This window comes from Saccharospirillaceae bacterium (genome assembly GCA_022448365.1).
Classification (GTDB): Bacteria; Pseudomonadota; Gammaproteobacteria; order Pseudomonadales; family Oceanobacteraceae; genus Bacterioplanoides.
In genome coordinates, this window is sequence record JAKVCS010000007.1 from 74,686 (window position 1) to 100,838 (window position 26,153).

The window sequence follows — 26,153 nt, forward strand, 5'->3', positions numbered from 1 at the left end:
CAGAATATTCTGACGCCGGCTTTTATTGCCTGTTAGCTGGCGATATAAAACAGTGCTACCAGCACCAGATACCGACCCAGCTTCGACAATAAAATCAGCCACCAGACTTTCTTCCAGGATGCTTTAAGCATACCGGCAATAAAAGTTAATGGATCGCCAATCACCGGTACCCAGGCCAGTAATAAACTCCAGACGCCATACCTTTCGAACCATTGCTCAGCCCGCAACCAACCAAGACCACCAATTGTATTGCGTTGCTGTAGCCATTCATGGGCATAAAAACCCAGGCCATAATTCACATAACTACCCAGCGTATTGCCTGCTGTAGCAAACAACAGCGAAGACAGCGGTGAAAAACCCTGAGATAACATCACTAACAACAGCCATTCCGAACCCAAAGGCACCAGAGTTGCTGCGGCAAATGACAGGAAAAACAGGGCGGCGTAACCCGGTTCCAGCCATTCCATTTATTCAGAAACTTCCAGATTTTCAGCTGGCCCGTTAACACAAGTTTCAAGCTCTGCCCGCTCAGCTTTAGATATATAGCGTGGCTTATTGGAGTTCTTCGGGGCCTCACGCTTCTGCGTTTTTTTCAGTTTTTTAGTGAGGATGGTTTTGATCTTTTTCTTCCGGTTCATGGCGATATCTCTCGGTGACAGCCGCCATTGTAAAACATTCATAAGCGGCTGGAGAGCACAAAAAAGCGGACTGTTACAACGTCCGCTTGTTTGCTCTGAAACGATTCCCCGGTGTTGAGACAGGAACTATCTCATATCTCAACGACATCAAACGGCACCAGCGGATTGACATCCGCGTCATAGTCGATGCCCTTAATACCAAAGCCAAACAGCTTTAAGAACTCGTCTTTGTATTCCTGATAGTCGGTTAACTCGCGCAGGTTGTCGTCCGTCAATGTTGGCCACAGCGCTTTGCAGTGTGACTGCACGTCTTCGCGTAATTCCCAATCATCCAGGCGCAGCCGGTTATTGTCGTCCACTTCGGGCGCGATACCGTCAGTGCGGAATAAACGCTCGCGGAACATGCGGTTGATCTGCTCGATACACCCTTCGTGAATATCCAGTTCACGCATTTTCTTGAACGACATAGCGATGTACAACGGCATCACCGGAATCGCCGAGCTGGCCTGGGTCACTACGCTTTTTAATACCGCAACGTTGGATGAACCACCAATCTTTTTCATCTCGATATCAATCGCATGAGCGGCACGATCCAGATCTTTTTTCGCTTCACCTAAAGCACCGTTCCAGTAGATCGGCCAGGTAATTTCGGTACCGATATAGCTGTAGGCGACGGTCTTACAGCCGTCCGCCAGTACACCGGCTTCTGCCAGTGCCGACATCCACAGTTCCCAATCCTGACCGCCCATGACGGTAACGGTATCCGCAATTTCCTGCTCGGAAGCCGGTTCTACCTCGGCTTCAAACAAGGTGTCTTTATTGGTATCGACAGCGGTGGCTTTGTACACATCACCCATAGGCTTCAGTGCTGAACGAATCACTTCACCGGAATCCGGCAGCTTACGTACCGGCGATGCCAGGGAATACACCACCATATCCACCTGACCCAAATCGTCTTTTATCAGTTCGATGGTTTTGGCTTTGGCTTCGTGGCTGAACGCGTCACCATTTAAGCTTTTGGAATACAGACCTGCTTCGTGCGCCAGCTTGTCGAACGCTGCTGAGTTATGCCAACCTGCAGTACCGGCTTTTTTCTCAGTCGCTGGTTTTTCGAAGAACACCCCGACAGTCGCCGCACCAGAACCAAACGCAGCAGTGATGCGAGAGGCCAGACCGTAGCCACTGGAAGACCCGATCACCAACACCTTCTTCGGGCCATTGCTGATATCACCCTGTGCTTTGGTGATAGCAATCTGTTCCTGAACGTTGGCTTCACAGCCAACCGGATGCGTGGTGGTACAAATAAAACCGCGGATCTTTGGCTTAATAATCATACGATGTCCTTATGAAACTTAACGGGTGAAACTCAATGGCTGGCAGTATAGCGCCCAGCTGTGACAGTTTTTCATCAAAGCGGCCAGCTTATAGCAGTCATACGACGACGAGAAGTCGAAACAACTGTTCCTGTGCGTCAATTGTGGATTACGCACAGAACGACTCAATGACCTGGCCGTTTAAGACGAAAAGCTGGCCAGATCAAACCACAGCATCAACCCGCTACTGACATACACTGAGATTATCGAAATAAGAGATAACATCAGGATATCAGCACTATGAGATCAATCCGCCCTTCCCATCTTTTAAACCGCTTGCGCCTTTCTGAAAAGGTCAGCATTGTTGCTCTATCAGCCGCGATATTGGCCGGTTGCAATAACTCCACTGACGTCAGCCCAGCTGCTGACAGCGCCTCATACCAAGCTGCCAGTCACTTTACGCTCGCAGCTAACCAGGCAGTTGCCAGTCGCTTACCGATTGCCGATCGAGAGGATTTCCAGCAAGCCAGCCGAGGCCTGATTGCCAAACCTGAAACACTGGAAGTACGCAACGACCAGGGCGAAATCATCTGGCGTATTGCCGATTACGATTTTGTTCAAGGCGACGCTCCCGCCAGTGTCAACCCCAGTCTGTGGCGTCAGGCCAAGTTAAATAACATTCACGGTTTGTTCGAAGTGGTACCGGGGGTTTACCAGCTGCGTGGTTTCGATTTATCCAATATGACCCTGATTGAAGGTGACAGTGGCTGGATTGTCATTGACCCTCTGACGGCGAAAGAAACAGCCGCATTTGCGATGGATTTCGCCATGCAGCACCTGAACAACAAACCCATCTCTGCCATCCTGTTTACCCACAGCCATATTGATCACTTTGGCGGCGTGCTGGGTTTAATCGATCGCGCCAAAGATAAGAATATTCCAGTAATTGCACCCCATGGTTTTCTTGAAGAAGCCACCAGCGAAAATATTATTGCCGGTACCGCGATGAGCCGTCGTGCCAGCTTTATGTATGGCAAAGAACTGCCACGCAATGAAGTTGGTCATGTCGGATCAGGACTGGGGAAAAGCCCGGCATTCGGCACTTTTGGTGTGATTGAACCCAATACCATTATTGATACCACTGGCACCAAACTCAATGTTGATGGCGTGCCATTTATTTTTCAGTTCACACCAGAATCCGAAGCTCCGGCTGAAATGGCGTTTTATCTGCCACAACACAAAGCCTTTTGTGGCGCTGAAATCGTCTCGCGTAATATGCACAATCTCTACACGTTACGTGGTGCTAAGGTGCGGGATGCACGCAAATGGAGTGCCTATATCAATGAAGCAAAAGAATTATTTGCCGACGCGGATACCTATTTTGCCAGCCATCATTGGCCAATCTGGGGACAGGAGAAAATTCAGACGTTTCTGAGTCAGCAACGCGATACCTACAAATACATTCATGATCAGACCGTGCGTTATTTAAATAACGGTTTAAATGGGGGCGAAATCGCCGAGCGCATTCAATTACCTCAGTCGCTTGCCATGAACTTTTCTAATCGGGGTTATTACGGCACCTTAAAACATAACAGCCGGGCGGTGTATCAGGCATATATGGGGTGGTACGACGCTAACCCAGCTCACTTAGATCCATTGCCAGCAAGCCAAAGCGCCAGTCGTTATGTTGAATTAGCCGGAGGCGCTGAGGCTTTGTTAGCCCAAGCGCAAAAAAGTGTGAACACCGGCGAATATCGTTGGGCTGCAGAGATACTGAATCATCTGGTATACGCCCAACCGGATAACCAGCCCGCTAAAAATTTATTAGCTGCCAGCTATGATCAGCTCGGCTTTCAAGCGGAGTCAGGCCCATGGCGGGATGTGTATTTATCGGCTGCGAAAGAATTGCGCGAAGGCACCAGTCAGAACGCGCTGGATATCACCAAGATGAAAGATGTGATGATGCATTCACCCGTCAGTAATTTTTTCGATTCCATGTCAGTACGACTAAAAGCCGAAGACGCAGAGGATAAAGACTGGCGCATCGCCATTAACTTTCCGGATCTGAAAGAAGCGCATTTATTGTGGCTTGAAAATTCCGTTATGCATCATCGTCCACTGCGCACAAATGATCAGGCAGATGCCACGTTAAACGTCGAGCATGAATTATTTGTTGATATGCTGTTGGGTGCCGCGGGCATTAAAGAAACTCTGTTTTCAGATCGATTGACCATTGATGGCAGCACGTTGGATTTGGTCCGTTTCTTCGCCTTATTCGAAAAACCGAAAAATAACTTCCCGATCGTCACACCCGTACAATTGTAAGACGAAACAATTATCGGCGCTTAAAATCACCGGGCTTTTGCCCGGTCCAGCGCTGAAATGCGCGGCTGAAATTACTGCTGTCGCTAAAACCTGCACGCAGTGCCACTTCACGAGTACTCAACCCCTGCTCCAATAAACGACAGGCCAGTTGCTGGCGTACCCGTTGCAGACATTCACGGAAACTGGTTTTTTCTTCACTGAGATAACGACGCAAGGAGCGCTCGCTTAAATCAAACTGTTTCGCCAGGTCTTCAAGGCTGGGTTCGCCCGCTTCCAGTCTGGCCAGAATGCTCTGCTCGACTCGCGCGCGCCAGCCCAATGCCTGTAATTGATGCAGATATTTTTTTACCAGAGTTTCATTGGTTTCACGTAACTCCGCATTACCCATCACCTGAGTGTCTTTTAATTTCTGTCGCGAAAACCATAAACAGTTGGTACTCGCCGCAAAACGCACCTGGTCGGTGAAAACAGGCTGCCACGGCATACTACTGGCTGGTTGGCTGCGAATGAATTCCGCACCAACAACCAGGTCAGGTCGCCCGGTTAACTGCCTCGCCAGATTTGCCATGGCAGCAAAAAAAGCTTCCGTCGCCATCGGGCTGATGGTGACTTCCGCCAACGGATCAACGGCAAAGCCGATACGATCGGGTTGATGTACCAGCCTTACATTGACGGTGTTAGACACCAGCGCGTGATACTCCGCCAACTTTTCAATAGCCTGCAACATGGTGTCGCAGGTCATAACCACCAGTCCCAGAGCACGGAAATGCATCGGTTGGGCAAACCGCGCGACTTCCAGGCCAAAAGCGGGATTAGCCGTAGCCGCCTCAGCCAATTGCCAGAGCCGGGTCATACACTGAATTTCAATCCGACCGTCGGGGTTCTTCTGAAGTTGCTCGCGGTCGATTCCCGCTTGCTGAAATAAAGGCTGAGGGTTGATGTTGTGCTGCTCCAACGCCTGAGCAATTGCCAGAGGCCAGGCGGCGATCGTCGAAAACGACTGGGCTCTGGCCATCAGAAATCAGGACTCCTTTTGCCCGGCGGGTTGCTGTGGCAACGATTGTTTTACCGCGGCAAGCCATTGCTGCAGTGTCTGATTCTGGTAAAGCGAAATAAGTTCGCGAATGCCGTCATTCGGAGTACTGCGATAGGTGTATAACAGAAATTCCTGAATTTCGTTCTGCAGTGTTTGCTGCCAGTTTTCCGCAGGCTGCCAGTCTTTCAGTACCGCCTCTAACTGTGCATACACCGAGGTACGGGTCAGAAGCATAAAATCAGAAAAACGCATCGCGTTATCCAATTCCTGTAGCACCGCTAAACGCGCAGCAGCTGGCGGTTGGGTCCGCAATTTTTGCACGTATGCCTGAAAAGCCTCGCTGCCTTGGTCAGAAACGGCACTGCTTTCTTTAACACGGGCATCCTGCAAACGTGCGTCGTTCAACAACTGTTGCAACGCCAACAGCGAGTCATCACTGGCACTTTCCAGCGCTTGCTGCAGCTGACCTTCAATCAACTGTGGGTTCCAGAGTTGAGCAACACGACTGGCAACCTGATATTGGTATCCAAGTGCAGCTTGTTGATCATTTAACGCCTGCTGCGCCAGATTACGTGCCTGCAGGCTTAACCCGGTTAAGCCAGACAACTGCACAATATCCTGGCGTAATAGCTGCCGTTGTTTCTGCGACTGCTGTTCCGGTGTTAACCCGGAGGGTTGCTGTAGCACGGGCGAATCAATAACCGAGATGGCATCCGCTTCAGCCTGCACCAAAGACACAGAGGCAACGAACAGAGCTGCCGTCAGAGGTTTTACTATATTCACATTGGCTCCGAATCGAATCACTGAGCGACTCCGGCCTTAGGATCATTAAATACGTTTTTATCAATGCCTTTATCACTGTTAGCAACAGTAACCGACACCATGGCATCACCGGTAACATTCACCGCAGTACGAATCATATCGAGGATACGATCGACACCAATAATCAGCGCGATCCCTTCAACCGGCAATCCGACCTGTTGCAGCACCATCGCCAGAGTCACCAAACCAACACCCGGTACACCAGCCGTACCAATGGATGCCAACATGGCTGTCACAATCACCAACAGGTAGTCCGTCAGTGCCAGATCGAGATTAAACGCCTGGGCAATAAACACTGTAGCCACACCCTGCATGATCGCAGTGCCGTCCATATTGATGGTTGCACCTAATGGCACGGCGAACGATGCAACCCGGTTTTCAACCCCAAGACGCTGCTTAACCGTGCGCAAGGTAATTGGCAGTGTGGCATTGCTTGAAGCCGTGCTGAAAGCGAACAATTGTGTATTACGCATCTTGTGCATAAAGGTCACGGGCGACAAACCCGTAAAGGTTTTCAGTAGCAGCGGATATACCACAAACGCATGCAGGGCTAACGCACCAACGACCGTCAACATGTAGATTGCCAGGTCACCGATGGTACCCAGCCCCTGTTTTGCGAACAGACTGAACAACAGCGCAAACACGCCGTACGGCGCCAGCGACATCAACAGAGTCACCAGCTTCATCAGGACTTCGTTCCAATTATTGAAGGCCGCACCAATACGGTCTCCGGCTTCTCCGGCACGACCGATAGCAATACCAATCAGCACAGCAAACACGATGACCTGCAGCATTTTTCCTTCAGCCATGGCAGCAATTGGATTGGTTGGAAAAATATTGATCAAGACCTGTTTCAGCGAGGTTTCTGCCGGTGCCTTGTAATTGGCATCGGTTTCAAGCGATACACCAGAACCGGGTTCAATCAGGGTAGCGAGGAATAACGCCAACGAAATTGCCATGCCTGTGGTCAGAATATACAGACCAATGGTTTTTAAACTCAGTACCCCCAAGCTGCTCTGATCTTTCAGGTGGCAAACACCACACACCAGGGAGACAAATACCAACGGCACCACCAACACTTTTAAGCTGGCGACAAAAATTTTGCCAATAACAAAGAACACACCATTGGCGAGAATATCGTCGAGGACATAACGCAGGGTTTCATTCAACGTTTCATCCGCAAGCAGAACCTGAGTGATACTGCCGAGCACCACCGCCAGTAGCATGGCTATCAGAATTCGTTTGGTCAGATTCATATCAGGTTCCTTGTTGGTCTGTTTTTATTTTTCGATTCTATAGACAACTAACGATTATTTTTCAGCCGCCGGAGCAGTGGGCAGAACATGGCCCTTGATCCTACCGCAACATCCTGTTGCCACGTTAAAAAACAATCATCAGTCATCTATCTCGTAAAGCGTAAGCGAAGATGCCAGAACAAGGCATAGAATTCACGAGCAAGCGCAGTTTATAAACCATAAATGAGCATTGAGAGCGAATTGTTAACGCAGTAATGGCGATGCAGCTAGCTTTACAATTACTTCTTCTTTTTCGGCTTCAGGTACTTGGAAATACCCTGGAACCACATTACCAGAGACAGGTCACCCGAGATGACAATATTTTTGTCCTGAATACCTTTCATAAAGGCATTTTTGTCTTTCGACGTCAGGATTGCCAATCCGGTTTCCGCATCTTTAAAGCTAATGGTGAATTTTGGCTCTTTATGGGCTTTGCCTTTCGTTTTCACCTTCTTATCTTTGATAACGTACTGTCGTACGATGCCAGCACCTTCGGTTTGCAACTGAAACGCGAAGTCCTTGCCTTCCAGTTGCTTCTGGAAGTCAGGGTTATTTTTAGCGCCTTTTTTCATCAGCAGACCTAAAGCCCACAATAACAGACGGAACTTAATCATCAGGAGTTTCCTCAATTACATCGGAATGAGTTGTCGCTCGTTAGCCACCAAACTGGATAGAGAGCGTTTCGACATCAGTGGTGGTCGTCAAACACCCGTGATTTTGCCAGAGCAGGCATAGCCTTTAATAGCCCCTCTTGGCCTAAACGGCGCATATGTTGTCGATTTCTTTCGGGAATTCGCTCTGGTTTGCTGATGCTGGCCAATGCCTGTTCCATTTCGGCTTCGCGAATAATATGTAATGTCGGGAATGGCGCACGATTCGTGAAGTGACTCATATCGTCATCGTCTTCGCCATCGAACCGATAATTCGGATGGAATGTTGCCAGCTGCAATACACCTTCGTAACCCATCTGGAACAGCAGGTTGTCGCAGATTCCGACCCAATTCCAGAATTCATCAAAGCAGTTGAGAACGTTTGGGGTAACAAATAAAGCGGTGGGGATTTGTTCAGAATCAGCTTCTGCAACGTTCTGCAGCAGCGTCATGAATTCAGCGGTGACGGTTTCGAGGTCGTCGCTGTTGCTGACGTCAATCAGCATGGTAGAAAAGACGGGATGAGCGAAGGGACACAGCCCCTCACCAATCACCAGCTGCTTAACCCACTCGCGGGTCAGCAGCTTGGGGTCAGTACTTATTGTACTGCCTCTTTCAGAGCCTTACCGGCTTTGAATGCAGGAACTTTAGCCGCAGCAATGGTGATTGGCTCACCAGTCTGTGGGTTTTTACCCTGACGCTCTTTACGGTCACGGACTTCAAAAGTACCGAAGCCGATCAGGCTTACAGAATCGCCTTCGCTCAGAGCTTTAGCGATCTGATCGGTAATTGCAGTGATTACTTCAGATGCTTTTTCTTTGCTCAGGTCAGCTTGTTCTGCGATGGCGGCTGCCAGTTCTGGTTTACGCATGGATCAAATCCTTATTGTGTTTTGTGTCTAACCCCGCCGGAGCGGGACATCAATATCAAGTAACGCGAATCTGGCTGCTACGTACATATCACAACCACACCATTGAATGCTTTTTAACCACTAATCCTTATGGCATCAACGGTGGTAATTCTTTGTTGAGCGCTACTTTATTCATAACCTTGGCTCCGGTCAAAGCATACCCGAGTAATTGGCCGTCAGAATTGCGAAATTCTGCCTGTACATCGTTACCTTGTACATCAATTGACCAACTTCCCTCGCTGTCGGAGGCAACCGGAGCAACTGCCACAGGTACCACCGGGGTTTTTACGGTTACCGGCATTACGCCGTAACTGACTGCAGTGGTGTCACCATTGAGTGTTTTCGCCAATGAACGTGCCGATGCCATCAGTGGCAATACATACAACAACACACGGCCCTCTACCTCGGCACAGTCGCCCAACGCATAGATATCCGGCTCGCTGGTCTGCAGCTCACGGTTTACAACAATGCCCTGGTTCACCTGCAGACCGGCTTTAACAGCCAGATCAAGGCGCGGTCGCAACCCTATTGCTGACACTACAATATCCGTTTCAATCGTCTGACCATTGCTTAAGTGAGCAACCAGAGCGTCACCCTCTTTGCAGACACGGGTAACCAGCGGCCCTAAATGGAAACGAACACCGAGGCCCTCAAGCCCATTCTGTACCGCATCCGCTGCTTCAGCCGGCAACAGCGAAGGCAGAATATGTTCACACGGAGCTACCACATCGATTTCAAAGCCACCTGTCGCCATATCATTGGCAAACTCAGCACCGATCAGACCAGCTCCCATTATCAGAACGCGCTTCTTACCTTCCGCCGCGTCGCGGAATTTGGCGTAATCCTGCAAGTCATTGATGGAGAAAATGCAATCACCAGCATCCCCTTCCATGCGCGGGCTGCTTGCTTCGGCGCCCCAGGCAAGAACCAGTTTGCTATATTCTATCGGCTCTTCACCAACGAAGACTTTTTTCGCAGCAGCATCAATATTGGTGACACGGGTGTTGGTGCGAATCACCAGATTGAACTGCTCTGCCATGTCCGCTGCGGACGCCATCGCCAGTTCAGCAGCGGTTTTGTTTTTACCAAAACCGGTGGACAACATAGGCTTGGAGTAATTACTGCCATCGTCAGCAGTAATCATCATAATTTCTTGAGTCGGATTCAGTTTGCGCAGTTCCTTAACCAGATTGTATCCGGCCAGACCGCTACCAATCACGATAACAGGTGCATTGCTCATAGTGTCTTTCCTGGGAATTTAAAGAGATGTGATAAGTGGCCAGCGCCGGGCGGCACTGGCTCAAGCAGGCTTCAGGATCAGATTTCCACCATTTCAAAATCTTCTTTACCGACGCCACAATCCGGACAGATAAAATCGTCGGGGACATCGTCCCACGCCGTACCTGGTGCAATACCCTCTTCCGGTGCGCCTTCGGCTTCATCATAGATCCAGCCACAAACCACGCATTGCCATCTTTTCATTATCTTTATCCCTCTATACATGCCATCAAGGAGGGCGGTAAAAGTACGCACCTGAGGCAGTAAAATCAACGGTCTTTTCCGGGCAAATACTGGGTAAGAAGGCGTCATCATGCCCCGGATCGCTAAAATACTGCGCTTTTTCTTGCGTAAACAATGGCTTTGGCGCATCCTGCGCGGCGATGAACAGCAACACTCTCAACGGCATTCTGCACCCATTGGTTCCCAACTGGTCAACACGCAATCACATGGCGGCTTGCTGCCTGCCTGCGTTTTGGCGTGACTGGTTACTCGATACCGGATCTCTGACCACCAGACTGTGCGGCCTGGGTAATTTCCGGGTCGAAATTCTGCGTGAATTTCATGGCGCACCGACGCAACTTGAACGTCAGCAACTGGCACTGAATCACCAGGCGAGAGTCTGGGTACGGGAAGTGGTACTCAAAGTGGATGGGGTTGCCCTGGTATACGCCCGCACCGCAGTGCCGCAGCGAACCCTGCAAGGGAAAGAGAAACGCCTGCAACACCTGGGCGAGAAATCGCTCGGCAGCTATTTGTTTCAGCAACCCAACCTGCAACGTCAGCCACTGGCGGTATCTCACTGCAATCCTAATCAATTAGGGCTAGAATGGTGTCGCCATTCGGTATTTACCCTCGGCCACAAACCGCTCATGGTTTCCGAGGCATTTACTGCCCAATTATACGACTTTGCATAACGACTAGCGCCCATGAACGCTCTGACACAACCGTTGCGCCAGCAACTGGATCGCCACCTGCCACGCTGGTTTGACTGGGTACAACTGACCCGTATCGATAAACCGGTTGGTTCCTATTTGCTGTTATGGCCAACGTTGTGGGCATTGTGGGTGGCCGGAGAGGGACACCCTGATTTCGCCAATGTGCTGATTTTTGTCCTGGGTGTGTTTCTGATGCGCTCCGCCGGTTGTGTCATTAACGACTTTGCCGACCGAAAGATTGACGGCCATGTTAAACGCACCGTCGATCGGCCACTGGCCACCGGAAAAATTACCGCGAAAGAAGCGCTAATCACCTTTGCCGTGTTAATTCTGCTGGCGTTTGTGTTGGTGTTATTCACCAATCAATTCACGGTATTACTGTCAATCGGTGGCCTCGTCCTGGCCTCTCTCTATCCCTTTATGAAACGCCACACGCACCTGCCTCAGGTAGTATTGGGAGCCGCGTTTTCCTGGGCCATCCCGATGGCTTTTGCCGCCCAGAGTAACGAATTACCAGCCGTCGTATGGCTGCTGTATATGGCAAATCTGAGCTGGACGGTGGCTTATGATACCGTCTACGCCATGGTTGATCGTGACGATGATCTGAAAATTGGCGTGAAGTCCACCGCCGTGCTGTTTGGCGATCTGGATATCGCTATGGTTGCGATACTGAAAGGGTTGGTAGTATTTGCCTTGCTGCTGGCTGGCACGCAACTGGAAATGAGCTGGCCTTATTATCTGTGTTTGGCCGCTGGGGCCGTATTTTTGGCCTGGCAAGTGTGGAGTATTCGCTCACGCGAGCGTGATATCTGCTTCGCTATCTTCCGCAAGAGCCACTGGTTTGGCCTGATTATCTGGGGTGGTTTCGTCGCCCATTACCTGCTCAGATAAACGAATCTGGCACTCGCTGCCCCCCTCCAATAAGACAGTGTTGTTGCGATAACAGTAAGTAATAACACCCCTGTCACATGCTTGTAACATTCCCCCAGTGTAATAGCGCCGCATTATCGATTATTACACTTGCGTGACCAAGACTATGAGCAAAGCAGGTAAAACCGTACTGATCGTCGATGACGAAGCACCGATTCGTGAGATGATTGCAGTAGCACTTGAAATGGCTGGTTATGAATGCCTGGAAGCAGCGACCGCTCAGGAAGCTCATTCCCACGTTGTTGACCAGAAGCCCGACATGATTCTGCTGGACTGGATGTTACCCGGTACCAGTGGTGTTGAATTCGCGCGTCGCCTGAAGCGCGAGGAGCTGACCGCTGAACTACCGATTATTATGCTGACCGCCAAGGGTGAGGAAGATAATAAAGTGCAGGGGTTAGAGGCGGGTGCCGACGACTACATCACTAAACCGTTCTCGCCACGCGAGCTGGTTGCCCGCCTGAAGGCCGTGCTGCGCCGCGCCACTCCGCAAGGGATCGAGGAACCAATCGAAGTGGGTGGCCTGGTGCTGGACCCGGTCTGCCACCGCGTGATGTCTCATGAAGATCCAATCGATATTGGTCCTACCGAATATCGCTTGCTGCAGTTTTTTATGACACACCAGGAGCGTGCCTACTCCCGTGCCCAACTGCTCGATCAGGTTTGGGGAGGTAACGTCTACGTTGAAGAGCGCACTGTCGACGTTCATATTCGTCGCTTACGCAAAGCACTGGGTGATGCCCATGATCATCTGATTCAGACCGTACGTGGTACAGGTTACCGCTTCTCCACCAAAGCGTCATAACGCCTTATGAATCCGGTATGGCGCAGGGAGCTGCGCCGTATATTGCTGTTGCTGGTCGCGGCGCTTGGTATTGGCTATCACGTTAATCGGATGGAACTGGCCTTTGCCGTCACCTGTAGCCTGTATATCGTCTGGCAATGGTTGCAACTTTATCGCCTGCAAAAATGGCTGCAGCGAGAACAAGCCGGGCAACTGCCCTCAACAATCGGAATCTGGGGCGGTATTTTCCGCGACACCCAGCGTTTACAACAACGCAGCCAAAAACATCAGCAACGACTGCAAGCCATTATTAATCGTATTCAGGATTCAACAGCAGCGTTGCAGGATGCCGTGTTAATGGTTGATAGCCAGGGAAACCTGGAATGGTGGAACCGCGCTGCTGGCGACTTTCTGGGGTTACAAGCGCCGGTGGATGTCGGTCAACCGATCACCAACTTAATCCGTAACCCGTTGTTCAAAGACTACTTCGATCACGTTAACTACGACGATCCGCTGTCCATTCCGTCTCCGGTTAACCCACAATTGCAGCTGCAATTTAATATCACCTTATTTGGCCGCAAAGATCGTCTGATGCTGGTACATGACATCACCCGACTCAAGCAGCTGGAAGAGATGCGTAAAGACTTCGTGGCTAATGTCAGCCATGAGTTACGGACCCCCCTGACGGTGGTCTCTGGCTATATCGAAACCATGGACATGGCCGCTGACAGCTTACCTCCCCGATGGGGCCGGATGATCTCGCAAATGAGCCAGCAAAGTCGCCGTATGGAGAATCTGATCACCGATTTATTAATGCTGTCGCGGCTGGAAACCAGCCACCAGCAGCAACCGGATGACATAGCAATAACATCCATGCTGCAATGTATTGCTGCCGATGCCCGGGCGTTAAGTGGCGAACGCTGCCATCGCATTACGCTGGATATTCAAAGCAACGATCAGATCAAAGGTTATCAGGATGAATTGCGCAGTGCCTTCTCGAATCTGGTGTTTAATGCCGTTAAATATACCCAGGACAGTGGCCACATTGAGATTCGCTGGTTTCACAACAGCGACGGCGCCTGGTTCTGCGTTAAAGATAATGGCCCGGGCATCGAACAACATCACATACCCCGTTTAACCGAGCGTTTCTATCGGGCAGACCCCAGTCGCAACAATCAGACCGGCGGCACCGGTTTGGGATTGGCCATTGTTAAGCACGTATTATTGCGCCATCAAGCAGAGCTGGAGATTGCCAGCGAACTCGGCAAAGGCAGTGAATTCCGAGTGCATTTCCCGGCAGGTCGTTGTGAATTTGGCCCCATGGACACGGAAAAATGCCGGGATTTAAATAAAGACGAGGTTTCATAGGAGGACTGCAAAGAGCGGTATTGGCACCGACTCCACAGCACTGGGATGCAATCGTTTTCAGCGCACGCTGGCGATGTATTTTGAGAGGGTTGCCATCTTATCCGGATCGTCATCGACATAGCGAATCAGCATCTGAATCGTTTCAGCATCCACATGCGGCTCCTGAGCCTGCATCATGCGTACGTACCCGTTAATACGTGCCACTTCGCCCCCTTCTTTGTCGACAATATCGAGCACAACCTGTTCCAGCAGAGCAGGCAGGCTGCCTTCACGGCGAAATACGCCCAGCATTTCCTGAAGGTTAATATCCTTAATTACCAGCTTGGCCGTACCACCGGAACCAAACCTGACACTGACGATCCCCTTGGCACGAACTGCCGGCTTTTTATTAACCTTAACGGGCGCAGAATCCACGACCACCTTGGCTGATTTGGTATTTCCCATCAGCACTGATGCGCCCCCCATGTCCTGTGATGCGGCTTGTTTTGCCTCCTTAGGATTCGGTTTAGCGCTGGCGGTCGCCAGAACATTGGCAGAATCGCCCCCCAGTCCGGTCGCGTGTTGGCGTGCATCCTGATTGGGTTTGATCTTCAGATGTTTGAACACCAGCTTGCTAAGTTTGGCAACAAAATTCTCTCGGGTGAAGGGTTTGCCGATGTATTCCGACACCCCCGCTTCCACCGCTTTGATAACATGATCACGATCGCCACGACTGGTGATCATCATAAATGGGGTTTTCTTGTAACGCTCATCAGCGCGCATCCATTGCAGCACCTCAATGCCTGAGCATTCAGGCATTTCCCAATCACACAAAACCAGATTGATGTCCTGTGCATTCATGATGCTGATGGCCTTGCGACCATCAATAGCCTCGAATAAATCACAACCGGGGTAGGTTTCTTTTACGGCTTTTTTTACAAGGTCGCGGATGAATGCCGCATCATCCACGACCAGAATTTTCAGTTTTGCCATCAGTCAGCCTGAGAGGATCAGTATTACTGTCAGCATAGTTCACTGAGTCATTTTTGCCTGATTTATCAACGATTGGGCCGTTCAGTGGCATCTGTTCCATCCTTAACAGTGTCGCCCCAATAACCGCAGCCGGCATTACAAACCAATTGAGTACCGGTATCATCATTAACAACGCAACGGTCGCACCAAAACCAAGTACGGTGAGTGGCTGGGTAGCCAGCTCGGCACGCATCTCTGTAAAACTGCGTGCATGGTTATCAAACGAATAATCGATGTATTGCAACGCCACAATCCAGCTGCCGAACCAGAACCATAAAAATGGGCTGACAAGATTCAGACCGGGAATAAAACTCAGAATTAATAATCCCAGATAACGCGGCAGGATGTATTTCAGTTTTGTCCATTCGCGCGCGAACGTGCGCTTTACAACACTGGCAACGCTTTCATCGGCGATCTCAACGCCCCGCTGACGCTCAACTTTCTCACTCAACATACCATTAAACGGACTGGCAATTGTGATCAGGATCGCGCTGAAAAAGTAGGCAAAGATCAGCAGCAGCGTCATGGCCGCCAGCGGCATCACTATCCAGTAGAGCCATTCCAGCCACGACGGTAAGTAACTGACAACACTTTCGATTGCACTGTTGAGCCAGCGAATACCGGAATAACTCAGCGCTGATAGCAGCAGAGCATTGATCAGAAGCGGTAAAGCAACAAAACGTCGCAGACCGGGCTGACCTAAATTCTTTACGCCTTGCAAGACGTAACCCCAACCCAACAGTGGATTACCTTTCATCGGTTTATTCCTTTCTTATTGCTGGCAATAGACAACGTGGCTTTTGTATCAAAGAAAAATCACCACGCGCCGACAACGTGCATCAATCGCGTGGCTTTTATACAATGCGTGCCCCGCAAATACTACACCCGTGATTTTTAGCCGGAGATATCGCCGCATGACACCCGAACGCCTGCAACGAATTCAAGCAACCCTTGCCAAGCGTCAACCGGATCTGACCGTATTAACCGACGAGGTGTATAAGCCGCACAATCTGGCAGCGATTGCCCGCACCTGTGACGCCGTCGGAATTCCGGAGGTTCATTGCGTTTGGCCGCACGATGAGTTTCGTCTGAAAACAGCGGCACTGGCGGGATCGGATTCCTGGATCGAGAAGCATACTCACCCGGATATTGAATCTGCAATTACTGGTTTTCAGGCAAAGGGGTATAAAGTTTGCGCCGCGCACCTCAGTGATGAGGCGATGAACTACCGGGAATATGACTTTACGCAGCCAACGGTGCTGATGATGGGTACAGAAAAAGAAGGCATCAGCGATGCAGCGGCTGAACTGGCCGATCATCATCTGATTATCCCGATGCAGGGAATGGTTGAATCATTTAACGTGTCAGTTGCAGCCGCCATTATTCTTACCGAAGCGCAACATCAGCGTCAGAAAGCGGGTATGTATGACGAACGCCGCCTTGATGATGCAACCTACAATCAAATGATGTTTGAATGGTGTCGTCCGGTCGAGCTGAAGCTGTGCAAGAAATACAATCTGCCATATCCACCTTTACGTGAAGATGGTGAACTGGCCGACCCACAAGCATTTTCCAGGTTAATTAACTCGCCGGATTCAGCAAAAAAATAACTGACCGAGAACAATGAGAGAGCAGCGACACAATGGAATCGTGGCGTTGCAACTGATACAAACAGCCGCATCATAAACAGTGATACCACCTCGAACTACAGGCGTTCGAAGGCAAAGTCATAATCACCCGGCGACCACTTCATCTGCGCCAGAATGGACCTTTGATAGAGGAAGTCCATTCGCCAGAAATCGCAAAATTCTGACTTCAGCGTCTGCGAAACCTGCGCTCCAAGCAATGCTGCCTTCACCGCCTTTGGCGGCAAACGCAGCAGACCATGTCGGCACCCATTCAGATCGATAAACCTGTCTAACTGATTTTTCTGCAGCAGCAAGCGATATTGCTGTAATGGTTCCTGATCCATCGGTGCCGACATCAGTCGCTCGCTGTAACGGGCCGGCTGATCTATACGATATCTCACTGGCGAAATCTGAGCTGACAACTGGGTATGATCAATCGCCAGCCAGATAGCCCCATAGCCGCTGCGATGATGCTGCCAACTGAGACTGTGGTAAGGCAGTGAGTAAAACGACTGCTGCAGCCAGGCAGATGCGTCTGGTTGTTTGGCCTGCTGCCGCAGATCATTCGTTTTGCGTATTGCTGCTTCAATTTCACATCGTTTAGGCTGTGCTTGCTGTAAGAATTGTTCGAAATCCAGCAGTCCCTTCAACGAATCCGGTAATTTACCGAATTCACGTTCCATATGCGCCAGGTACTCTTTTTCAGAGATCGACGTCTGGGCTATCGGCGCAGGTTGCAACCACCAGGGTGCATATTCCATCGATAGTGGCTGAAGCGGCAAAAAACCTCGCTTCAATAGAGGTATCGCATCCGCTCCCAGTGCCAGATAGACCCACTGTGGTAGTAACACGTTCGGTTTTAATACTTCTGCCATAGAACACCTTGCAGACTTTCCCCTGGATACGTGTGAGATATATCTCACAAGCCAGTGCGACATATCGATAAAAGTACTTCGTCAATTTGCTGGTTCCAGCCGAGAAATCTCTTCAAACCCTTGTTTTTATGGGATTTTATCCAACAGAAGATTTCGGAACACTTTCACAGTATAGAGAAATTGTCCTTTCCCGCTGCCGTCAATTTGCTATCTTTTATCTCGCAGGACGCAACGCTGACACGGAGTTAGCAGATCTGGATGATCGCAAGGAAGAATGAAGCGGAGCTTCATCAGGACCCGGAGCAGGAGCTCCAAGTGGATCCGAGGCAGGAGCCTCTCTTGGACACGGCAATGATTGCCGCACGGAAGACCAGCAGGATGCTGTAAGGAAGAATGGAACCCAGCCTGGATGGCTGTACTGATGGATCAGACGCAATGGATTGCGGACAGGGAACGAGTGCCGGGAAGCAGTCAGGGATTGATCAATCGCCAGGTAAGGCGGCAGGGAAGATCTTAAACCAGGACGGTTTTAGGGTGCTGTGGCGGCCGGACAGGATGTCCGAGCCGCCCGATTTATTTTTGCATCCTGATTATATTCACCGGGTTGCCTGAACCTTCAAATCTTCCTTTGTTTTTGTGCCAACAAAGCAAGCGCAATAAAAGCGATGACAACAACCAACAACATTTGCCAGCCAGGTAATCCCCGCAAGAACCTCTCCAGTACCGGTGTCAACCACACTGCGATCGCCCCGTAACCCAGAGTACATAGCGCAACAAATGCTGTTAGCCGGAGCCATAGCGGCCGCCGCTTTACCAAGAAACGTAACAGTTCATTAATGTGATCACCGAAAATGACCAATGCAGTTGCAATTATTGCCACTGCCAGCTCGTCAATATGAGGTCGTAGCTGGTTAACCAGCCAGTTCACCAACACCATAAACTGCCCCTGAATCAACTTGTTAGGCAGAAAGGCTAGACATCGGTCAGTAGATAAGCGAGGCAACGTTACGAAACGCTACGCAAAGCAAACCAATTGCAATGGTGATTCGGTAACGATATGCCATTCTGAATAGCGTATTCAGAAATGAGACAGACTGGCTATGAACTGGAACAATCCCAACTCCACCGCGTCAGGTGACCAGCGCCAGCGCTTAGGGCAACTACTGCTGAAACAGCAGCTGATTGATCGGACACAACTGCACCAGGCACTCAAATGTCAGCGCCAGAGCGATCTGAAACTGGGAGAAATTCTTGTCAATCTTGGCTACATCTCACAACAGACCCTGAAACGCACTCTGAGCAAACAACGCTGGTTACGTCCATGTGCCGCCTGTTTTGCGCTGATGAGTCCTTTTTCTGATTGCTTTGCCAGTGATGATCCAAGCGCCGATACCCAGCCCTGGTCGCAGATCAGTCATTGGAGTGACTTTGCCTACGAGCGTGTTGGTGCCTCCTCGTCATCCGAGGACATTATGAAATTTGCAGCAGAAGCCGCATGGGACATTTATCAGGGAGAACCGCAAAAAGGTGAATGGCGTTACTCACTAAGCTTGCCACAAGAAGATGGTTATAGCCTTGAGCTGACAATGCGATTCTGAAAAACAGGCAAAAAAAAGCCCGCACACAGTGCGGGCTTTTTAATATGGTGCCGCCACCAAGAGTCGAACTCGGGACCTACTGATTACAAGTCAGTTGCTCTACCAACTGAGCTATAGCGGCTAAGTGGCTGCGAATACTAATGACCAAGTGACCATCCGTCAACCATTTTTTTCGCTAAGTTTATGAAAAACTTCAATTTATCGTCTTGGCACAGCATTCGGGCAAAAGTAGCAGATAGACACTGCAGGGTCTTAATAAAAATGTCACAATTGAATCCCGAATTTTAACGTAAAATCAGGAGCCTCGCATGAGTGGCTATATTCTGGTCGTGGACGACGAACCAGCCATTTCGGAAATGATTTCGACCAGCCTGGAAATGGCTGGCTTTAACGTTAAATTATCGGCCAACGGGGCGCTGGCGCATCAGATGATCATTAATGATCGTCCGGATCTGGTACTGCTCGATTGGATGATGCCAATGGTGTCGGGCATCGAATTAACCCGTAAGCTGAAGCGTGATGATCGCACGGCGGACATTCCGGTTATTCTGCTCACCGCTCGTGGCGACGAAGATGACCGTATCTCTGGCCTGGATGCTGGTGCTGACGATTATGTGGTGAAACCATTTTCGCCACGCGAGTTGATCGCCCGTATCCGTGCGGTACTGCGACGCACCAATACCAGTGGTGACGGCATGTTAAATGCGGGAAAAATTGAGCTGGATTGTTCCAGTCAGGGTTGTAACATCGCCGGTAATGAGGTTTCCCTTGGTCCTCTGGAATTTCGTCTGCTGGAATTTTTCATGCTGCACCCGAATCGCGTATACTCGCGCGCCCAATTGCTAGACCGGGTATGGGGCGGCAACGTTTACGTTGAAGACCGAACAGTGGATGTCCATATCCGACGCTTACGGAAGGCAATTTCAATCGAAGATCAGGACAAGCTGATTCAAACGGTGCGTGGCGCCGGTTATCGCTTTAGTCCGGATGAATAATAAAGGCGGTTAAACCCGCCTGTTGTGAGGCTTGAACATTGCACCAATCTGCTTGGCAGGGTGAATTAACCAAAACCGGCGTCGTCATCGCCCTGGGTCTGGCATCTGGCTGGACGGTGGAACAACCCCTGCATGGTCTGCTCATCGGCGTCACTGTTGCGCTGGTTATTTCGTTACGTACGATGGGAGCTCTGTATAAATGGAGTTATCGCCAGGGCACTGCGCCTCAGGACAGCGGTCTGATTGGCTACAGCGTTGATAAACTGATTCGTCGTGAGAAGAACCTCAAAAGCAAGCTGGCTCAGCAGGCTAAGCAGCTACGTCGGTATAATCAGGGGATCGAGTCATTACATGATGGTGTTGTGGTGATCGACAAAGAGGGATACATCACCACCTTTAATGCGGCTGCAAGTCGCTTGTTGGCCCTGAGAAAAGAAGATACCGGCCAGCACATCAAAAACCTGATACGGACTCCGCGCTTTATTAAATATTTTGATAAGGGCGACTATTCAGACTCACTGCAATTCGATACCTACAACATCACTCAACTGAGTGTTCAGGTTCAGATCACCCAGTTCGGTATCGATCAGAAAGTTATGCTGATTCGGGATATGACCGAACGCAAACGTGTCGAGACCATGCGTCAGAACTTTATCGCGGATGTTTCCCACGAACTGCGCACACCACTGACCGTCATCACCGGCTATCTGGAAATGTTCAGCGATATGGAATTGCCGAACAGCCTTGGTAAAGCAATGGGTCAGATGAATAGTCAGGGGCAGAGGATGAAAAGCCTGGTGAACGACCTGATCGAATTGTCAAAGCTGGAGAGTGCCAACACAGAACGGGCAGGAGAACGCCTGAGCCTTCAGCATTTGGGACATTCTGTGGTCGATCAGCTGCAGCAGTACGGCGAGTCAAAGATTGTATTTCACTGTGATCAAGAATTTGCGATCGACGGCTTCAATGATGAGATGAGTTCGGTGTTAAGTAACCTGATTACCAACGCGGTAAAATACGGTAATGGCAGCGACGTGCAGTTTCGGATTGAAGAAAACGATAATGGCATTCGTGTCAGTGTTTCCGACCAGGGGATAGGCATTCCGCCAGAGCACATTGCGCACCTGACTGAGCGCTTTTACCGCGTCGACGATTCACGGGAATCAAGCGTCGGTGGTTCAGGCCTGGGGCTTGCTATTGTTAAGCATGCACTTGAGCACCACGATACCTGGCTGGAAGTGGAGTCGGAAATTGGTAAAGGCACTACCTTCAGCTTTATTATTCCGCAAGAGCGGGTTATTCATTAACCCGCAAAGCCCTCTCAAACTCAGCAATCACTCCATACTGCCAGCTCATTGCCGCTCGGCTCTGAAAAGTGAAAACGCCTTCCTCCCGGAAAATCAAAAACATCCTTAACAATACGACCACCGGCTTTTTCAATGGACGCTTTGGTGGCTTCCAGATTCTGACTGTACAACACAAGCAACGCCGCACCGTTTTGCGTGCATGAACGTAAATTGGCACGGAAAAAACCGCCCTCAATTCCCTGTCGCGAAAACGCCATATAATCCGGGCCAAAATCCTGAAACTGCCAGCCAAAGGCGTCCACAAAAAAATTACGGGTGGCCCTCATGTCGCAGGTTGGAAATTCGACATAGTTAATTTTTTCATGCTCATTCATCACAGTAACCTCAGTAACCTCAGTAACCTCGATTCAATATAGCAAGCTCCATAAGGATGAGTAGGTAGCACAGCTGGAACGGTTTGGTGATAACAAGCAACAGATGGTTTCCCGGCAATGCAGCCCATATTGTGCTGTTATCGGTTTCCGAAGTTAAAGCTCACCTCGTGCACGACCTTTCCGCTTTCATCATTTGGCGTGGTAAACATATCAACCCGGGCGTTGGTTTTATCCAACTGAATATGACTGAACCCCCAAACCATTCCTTTTAGCCACAACTCACGGTACGTTGGATTATTAGCTTTTTGCCACTGCTGAAACGTCGTATGAATGGCGCGCTGTTTTGCTGCGGCACCGGAAATGATCAACGGCAGTGATTTTGCTTCCTCCCCTTGTTCACCCTGACACGTATCCAGATGGACCTCCAGGTCATGTTCATGACCAGCAAAGTACATGTCTGCATACTCGCACAAAGACGGTAATAACAACCGGCGCAGAACTTTAGCTTCTTCAAACTTACTGCCACCGGATGACCAGACCGTGTGATGTCCCATCACAATTTTCCAGTCCGCGTCGGACGCTGCTAATTGATCATCTAACCACTGCAATTGCCGACTGTCGGCCTTGGTCGGCTTTTCCCAACTTTCCGGCTGATTCAGTTCAGTATGTTGTTTTGGGCTGCCATCCGGATTCAGTTGATCATCAAGGACATTCTGTCCTTTTAATAACAGGTTGGTATCCAGAACAAAAAATTCAGCCGTTAGCTCACCCTGCTGACGCTTAAACGTAAAGTAGCCGGGTTGCTGCATGGTGATTTTTGTATCGTGGCGTTGAGCATAATCAACCTGGGCATTGCGTCCGAGGCGTGATGTATTCCAGTCATGATTACCTAACGCCGCGTATAACTTAAAGTCTTCAACGCCGGCACCGAGGGATTTATAAGGCTGCTCAAATATTTTATAAAAACGCTCATCATCGTTTTTTCCATCCGCACCATCCGGGTAGATATTGTCACCCAGCATAATCCCAAACTCACATACTGCCCGCTGACAGAAACGGGTCATCGCTTTTGCTGTTGCATGCAGACCCGTGCGTTCGACGGCAAACTGACCGCCTGGTAATAAGTACATGGGTGGCGCAATAAAGTCTTTTTTCGGACGGTATTGTTTCAGCCACTTCTTCAACTTTGCAGCCTGAAACTTCGCTGGTGTTTGTGGATTTTTCTGCAGTTTGGTCTTCAGGTAATCATAATGATAACCACTGTCACCAAAGGCAAGAAACTGAATTTTATCAGCCTGATGATCTCTGCAAGAATTGACTGAGCATGCTGACAGCGAGGCAGCACAAGCTAAGGACACGAATAAGTTGAGCGGCTTCATCACTTTCACACCTGAATTTAAAACGGGCGTTATTGTGAAAAATTAATGGACTTTTGATCAGGGTCAAAACAGATCAGATACAGAAAACCGATGATCGGTTAAAGAACAGATATAAAAAACCCGACATCGCAAAACGATGCCGGGTTTTTCTGAAATTCAGTAATTAAGGATTAAGGATTAATTACTTAGCTTCTTTAGCTGCTTTTGCTTCTGCCATTACAGTTTCTGCAATGTTCATTGGGCAAGGCATGTAGTGGCTGAATTCCATAGAGAACTGACCACGACCAGAAGTGATGGTACGCAGGTGACCAATGTAGCCGAACATTTCGGACAGTGGTACGTCTGCTTTAATGCGAACACCTGTTACGCCAGCTTCCTGGTCTTTGATCATGCCGCGACGACGGTTCAGGTCACCGATCACATCACCCACATTGTCTTCTGGAGTGAATACGTCAACCTTCATGATTGGTTCCAGCAGCTGTGCGCCTGCTTTCGGCATAGACTGACGGAAAGCACCTTTTGCAGCGATTTCGAATGCGACTGCAGAGGAGTCAACCGCGTGGTAACCACCGTCGTTCACGTCGATTTCAACGTCCAGTACCGGGAAGCCAGCCAGTGGGCCTTCAGCCATCATAGCCTTGAAGCCTTTTTCGATTGCTGGGAAGAATTCCTTAGGAACGTTACCACCAACAACAGACGTGCTGAATACGAAACCAGAACCTGGCTCACCTGGCTTCATGGTGTAGTCAATCTTACCGTACTGACCAGAACCACCAGACTGCTTCTTGTGGGTGTAGCTGTCTTCGATCGCCTGAGTGATAGTCTCACGGTAAGATACCTGAGGCTCACCTACTTCCAGCTCAACGCCGTAAGTACGCTTCAGGATGTCTACTTTAATATCCAGGTGCAGTTCACCCATACCTTTCAGGATGGTTTCACCGGAATCTTCGTCAGTTTCAACGCGGAAAGATGGATCTTCAGCAACCAGTTTACCAATCGCAACACCCATCTTATCAACAGCGCCTTTGTCTTTCGGCTTAACGGCGATAGAGATTACTGGCTCTGGGAATACCATGGCTTCCAGAGTACATTCGTGCTTAGGATCACACAGAGTGTGGCCAGTCTGTACGTTCTTCATACCAACAACAGCAACGATGTCACCCGCTTGTGCAGAAGTCAGCTCAGACTTATCGTCTGCCTGCATTTCTACCATACGACCGATACGCTCAGTTTTGCCGGTGGCTGAGTTCAGTACGGTATCACCCTTGTTCATTACACCAGAGTAGATACGGATAAAGGTCAGGGCACCGAAACGGTCATCCATGATCTTAAACGCCAGCGCACGCAGTGGTTCATCAGCAGAAACGATCGCGTGTTCGCCGGTTTCGTTACCTTCTTCGTCTGTCAGCGGCTGAGGGTCAACTTCAGTTGGAGACGGCAGGTAGTCAACAACTGCGTTCAGTACCAGCTGAACACCTTTGTTTTTGAATGCAGAACCACAGTAAGTCGGGAAGAAGTCCAGCTTACGGGTACCTTCACGGATGCAACGCTTGATGTCGTCCATAGACGGCTCTTCACCTTCTTCCAGGTAAGCCATCATCAGGTCTTCGTCTTGTTCCAGAGCAGTTTCAATCAGCTGCTCGCGGTACATTTCAACGTCGTCCTTCATGTCTTCAGGAACTTCTTTGATTTCGTAGTTCTCTGGCAGACCCGTGTCATCCCATACGAACGCCTGACGGCTCAGCAGGTCAACAACACCTACGAACTCGTCTTCTTCACCGATTGGCAGAACCATAACCAGTGGGTTTGCGCCCAGTACTTTCTTAACCTGATCAACAACGCGGTAGAAGTTGGCACCCAGACGGTCCAGCTTGTTCACGAAGATGATACGGGATACTTCAGATTCGTTAGCGTAACGCCAGTTAGTCTCAGACTGAGGCTCAACACCACCAGAACCACAGAATACACCGACACCGCCGTCCAGTACTTTCAGGGAACGGTATACTTCAACGGTGAAGTCAACGTGTCCAGGAGTGTCAATAACGTTCAGGCGGTGACCAGCCCATTCACAAGTAACAGCTGCAGACTGAATGGTAATACCACGCTCAGCTTCCTGATCCATGAAGTCAGTAGTGGATTCACCATCGTGAACTTCACCAGTCTTGTGGATCTTACCAGTGAGCTTCAGGATACGCTCAGTTGTAGTGGTCTTACCGGCATCAACGTGAGCGAAGATACCGATATTTCTGTATTTGCTTAAGTCAGTCATATCGTTACTCAAAAAGGTAAGGTCAAAATCGCGCGCCATTCTACAAGGTTTGCCCGCCGAAAGGTACTGTCTTTGTGTGGCAATTTTCAATCGTTATCAACAGCCGCTTTTTAACTGCCTTTTCGCGGCGATTGAGTGGCACAAGCGGTGCCCTAATAAGCCCCATGAACAGGCGTTTTGGTGTTACGTCAATGTGACAGTTGACCAAACCTCTCAACAGGGTTGTTGACTCCCATCTCCAGAACATTAATATTGCCCACTTTATTTCGCCCTGAAACAAGTGTGGAAACCCGGTGTGGTCTGACTTGGTTGGGGTTTCAGTTAATACTTATATTGTTTTGAGGGCTGTAATTATGGCTAAGGAAACGTTTGAGCGTTCCAAACCGCACGTAAACGTTGGCACCATCGGTCACGTTGACCATGGTAAAAC

The 26,153-nt window shown here is 49.8% G+C and carries 28 protein-coding genes and 1 tRNA gene; 10 read left to right on the plus strand and 19 right to left on the minus strand.

Annotated features, from left to right (window positions below; genetic code table 11):
• Positions 1-32: 32 nt before the first annotated feature.
• The 3 genes from MK185_16695 to MK185_16705 all read right to left on the minus strand — a co-directional run bounded on the left by MK185_16695 (position 33) and on the right by MK185_16705 (position 1,972).
• Complete coding sequence (locus MK185_16695) at positions 33-467, minus strand: DedA family protein (protein MCH2042272.1); 435 nt, start codon at positions 465-467, stop codon at positions 33-35.
• Positions 468-638 carry a DUF2986 domain-containing protein gene (locus tag MK185_16700; GenBank protein ID MCH2042273.1) on the minus strand — a complete coding sequence of 57 codons (171 nt, stop codon included), beginning with the start codon at positions 636-638 and terminating at the stop codon, positions 468-470. It lies immediately after the preceding gene.
• 131 nt (positions 639-769) lie between these two features.
• Positions 770-1,972 carry a trans-2-enoyl-CoA reductase family protein gene (locus MK185_16705; GenBank protein ID MCH2042274.1) on the minus strand — a complete coding sequence of 401 codons (1,203 nt, stop codon included), beginning with the start codon at positions 1,970-1,972 and terminating at the stop codon, positions 770-772.
• Between the two features lie 279 nt (positions 1,973-2,251).
• Here MK185_16705 and MK185_16710 point away from each other — a divergent pair, with 279 nt between their 5' ends.
• Positions 2,252-4,276 carry an MBL fold metallo-hydrolase gene (locus MK185_16710; protein ID MCH2042275.1) on the plus strand — a complete coding sequence of 675 codons (2,025 nt, stop codon included), beginning with the start codon at positions 2,252-2,254 and terminating at the stop codon, positions 4,274-4,276.
• A 10-nt stretch (positions 4,277-4,286) separates the two neighbouring features.
• Here the strand turns inward: MK185_16710 and MK185_16715 are convergent, their stop codons facing one another.
• The 8 genes from MK185_16715 to MK185_16750 all read right to left on the minus strand — a co-directional run bounded on the left by MK185_16715 (position 4,287) and on the right by MK185_16750 (position 10,471).
• Entirely contained in the window at positions 4,287-5,291 is a 1,005-nt protein-coding gene (locus MK185_16715; protein MCH2042276.1) for an AraC family transcriptional regulator, read from the minus strand.
• Between the two features lie 6 nt (positions 5,292-5,297).
• Complete coding sequence (locus tag MK185_16720) at positions 5,298-6,095, minus strand: hypothetical protein (protein ID MCH2042277.1); 798 nt, start codon at positions 6,093-6,095, stop codon at positions 5,298-5,300.
• Between the two features lie 17 nt (positions 6,096-6,112).
• Positions 6,113-7,390 (minus strand): dicarboxylate/amino acid:cation symporter, encoded by a 1,278-nt coding sequence (locus tag MK185_16725; protein ID MCH2042278.1) that lies wholly within the window; start codon positions 7,388-7,390, stop codon positions 6,113-6,115.
• A 278-nt stretch (positions 7,391-7,668) separates the two neighbouring features.
• Entirely contained in the window at positions 7,669-8,043 is a 375-nt protein-coding gene (locus MK185_16730; protein MCH2042279.1) for an SCP2 sterol-binding domain-containing protein, read from the minus strand.
• 74 nt (positions 8,044-8,117) lie between these two features.
• Positions 8,118-8,633, minus strand: coding sequence for a DUF1415 domain-containing protein (locus tag MK185_16735; GenBank protein MCH2042280.1), 516 nt, complete (start codon positions 8,631-8,633; stop codon positions 8,118-8,120).
• 44 nt (positions 8,634-8,677) lie between these two features.
• Positions 8,678-8,950: an HU family DNA-binding protein gene (locus MK185_16740; GenBank protein MCH2042281.1), complete on the minus strand. Its 273-nt coding sequence runs from the start codon at positions 8,948-8,950 to the stop codon at positions 8,678-8,680.
• Positions 8,951-9,077: 127 nt separating this feature from the next.
• On the minus strand, positions 9,078-10,229 hold the full coding sequence (locus MK185_16745) for an FAD-dependent oxidoreductase (protein MCH2042282.1): 1,152 nt from the start codon (positions 10,227-10,229) through the stop codon (positions 9,078-9,080).
• 77 nt (positions 10,230-10,306) lie between these two features.
• Positions 10,307-10,471, minus strand: a complete 165-nt coding sequence (locus MK185_16750) for a rubredoxin (GenBank protein ID MCH2042283.1) — start codon at positions 10,469-10,471, stop codon at positions 10,307-10,309.
• A 179-nt stretch (positions 10,472-10,650) separates the two neighbouring features.
• On the opposite strand from MK185_16750, the gene MK185_16755 reads away from it, so the two are divergent.
• From MK185_16755 to phoR (MK185_16770), 4 genes are all read left to right on the plus strand, one after another.
• Entirely contained in the window at positions 10,651-11,184 is a 534-nt protein-coding gene (locus MK185_16755) for a chorismate lyase (GenBank protein ID MCH2042284.1), read from the plus strand.
• Positions 11,185-11,196: 12 nt separating this feature from the next.
• Positions 11,197-12,096, plus strand: coding sequence for a 4-hydroxybenzoate octaprenyltransferase (gene ubiA / locus MK185_16760; GenBank protein ID MCH2042285.1), 900 nt, complete (start codon positions 11,197-11,199; stop codon positions 12,094-12,096).
• A gap of 145 nt (positions 12,097-12,241) precedes the next feature.
• On the plus strand, positions 12,242-12,940 hold the full coding sequence (gene phoB, locus MK185_16765) for a phosphate regulon transcriptional regulator PhoB (GenBank protein MCH2042286.1): 699 nt from the start codon (positions 12,242-12,244) through the stop codon (positions 12,938-12,940).
• A 6-nt stretch (positions 12,941-12,946) separates the two neighbouring features.
• A complete protein-coding gene (gene phoR / locus MK185_16770; GenBank protein MCH2042287.1) occupies positions 12,947-14,287 on the plus strand; it encodes a phosphate regulon sensor histidine kinase PhoR in 1,341 nt (446 codons plus the stop codon).
• A gap of 57 nt (positions 14,288-14,344) precedes the next feature.
• On the opposite strand, the gene MK185_16775 is transcribed toward phoR (MK185_16770), so the two are convergent.
• Positions 14,345-15,259: a response regulator gene (locus MK185_16775; protein MCH2042288.1), complete on the minus strand. Its 915-nt coding sequence runs from the start codon at positions 15,257-15,259 to the stop codon at positions 14,345-14,347.
• On the minus strand, positions 15,228-16,055 hold the full coding sequence (cysZ, locus tag MK185_16780) for a sulfate transporter CysZ (protein MCH2042289.1): 828 nt from the start codon (positions 16,053-16,055) through the stop codon (positions 15,228-15,230). The genes MK185_16775 and cysZ overlap by 32 nt, the downstream gene beginning before the upstream one ends.
• A 157-nt stretch (positions 16,056-16,212) precedes the next feature.
• Between cysZ and trmH the strand changes: the two genes are divergently transcribed.
• Positions 16,213-16,908, plus strand: a complete 696-nt coding sequence (gene trmH / locus MK185_16785) for a tRNA (guanosine(18)-2'-O)-methyltransferase TrmH (GenBank protein ID MCH2042290.1) — start codon at positions 16,213-16,215, stop codon at positions 16,906-16,908.
• Between the two features lie 95 nt (positions 16,909-17,003).
• Here trmH and MK185_16790 read toward each other — a convergent pair whose 3' ends face one another.
• On the minus strand, positions 17,004-17,801 hold the full coding sequence (locus tag MK185_16790; GenBank protein ID MCH2042291.1) for a hypothetical protein: 798 nt from the start codon (positions 17,799-17,801) through the stop codon (positions 17,004-17,006).
• Between the two features lie 616 nt (positions 17,802-18,417).
• Positions 18,418-18,738, minus strand: coding sequence for a DUF3392 domain-containing protein (locus MK185_16795; protein ID MCH2042292.1), 321 nt, complete (start codon positions 18,736-18,738; stop codon positions 18,418-18,420).
• 163 nt (positions 18,739-18,901) lie between these two features.
• Between MK185_16795 and MK185_16800 the strand changes: the two genes are divergently transcribed.
• Positions 18,902-19,399: a hypothetical protein gene (locus tag MK185_16800; GenBank protein MCH2042293.1), complete on the plus strand. Its 498-nt coding sequence runs from the start codon at positions 18,902-18,904 to the stop codon at positions 19,397-19,399.
• A gap of 45 nt (positions 19,400-19,444) precedes the next feature.
• On the opposite strand, the gene MK185_16805 is transcribed toward MK185_16800, so the two are convergent.
• Positions 19,445-19,520 (minus strand) — tRNA-Thr (locus MK185_16805).
• Positions 19,521-19,707: 187 nt separating this feature from the next.
• On the opposite strand from MK185_16805, the gene phoB (MK185_16810) reads away from it, so the two are divergent.
• Positions 19,708-20,394 (plus strand): phosphate regulon transcriptional regulator PhoB, encoded by a 687-nt coding sequence (gene phoB, locus MK185_16810; GenBank protein ID MCH2042294.1) that lies wholly within the window; start codon positions 19,708-19,710, stop codon positions 20,392-20,394.
• Positions 20,395-20,432: 38 nt separating this feature from the next.
• Positions 20,433-21,701 (plus strand): phosphate regulon sensor histidine kinase PhoR, encoded by a 1,269-nt coding sequence (phoR, locus tag MK185_16815; GenBank protein MCH2042295.1) that lies wholly within the window; start codon positions 20,433-20,435, stop codon positions 21,699-21,701.
• 20 nt (positions 21,702-21,721) lie between these two features.
• Here phoR (MK185_16815) and MK185_16820 read toward each other — a convergent pair whose 3' ends face one another.
• The 3 genes from MK185_16820 to fusA all read right to left on the minus strand — a co-directional run bounded on the left by MK185_16820 (position 21,722) and on the right by fusA (position 25,723).
• Positions 21,722-22,075: a VOC family protein gene (locus tag MK185_16820; GenBank protein MCH2042296.1), complete on the minus strand. Its 354-nt coding sequence runs from the start codon at positions 22,073-22,075 to the stop codon at positions 21,722-21,724.
• Positions 22,076-22,212: 137 nt separating this feature from the next.
• Positions 22,213-23,454 (minus strand): metallophosphoesterase, encoded by a 1,242-nt coding sequence (locus MK185_16825; protein MCH2042297.1) that lies wholly within the window; start codon positions 23,452-23,454, stop codon positions 22,213-22,215.
• A 181-nt stretch (positions 23,455-23,635) separates the two neighbouring features.
• Positions 23,636-25,723, minus strand: a complete 2,088-nt coding sequence (gene fusA / locus MK185_16830; protein ID MCH2042298.1) for an elongation factor G — start codon at positions 25,721-25,723, stop codon at positions 23,636-23,638.
• 353 nt (positions 25,724-26,076) lie between these two features.
• Here fusA and MK185_16835 point away from each other — a divergent pair.
• A partial coding sequence (locus MK185_16835) for an elongation factor Tu (GenBank protein MCH2042299.1) occupies positions 26,077-26,153 on the plus strand: 77 nt, incomplete at its 3' end.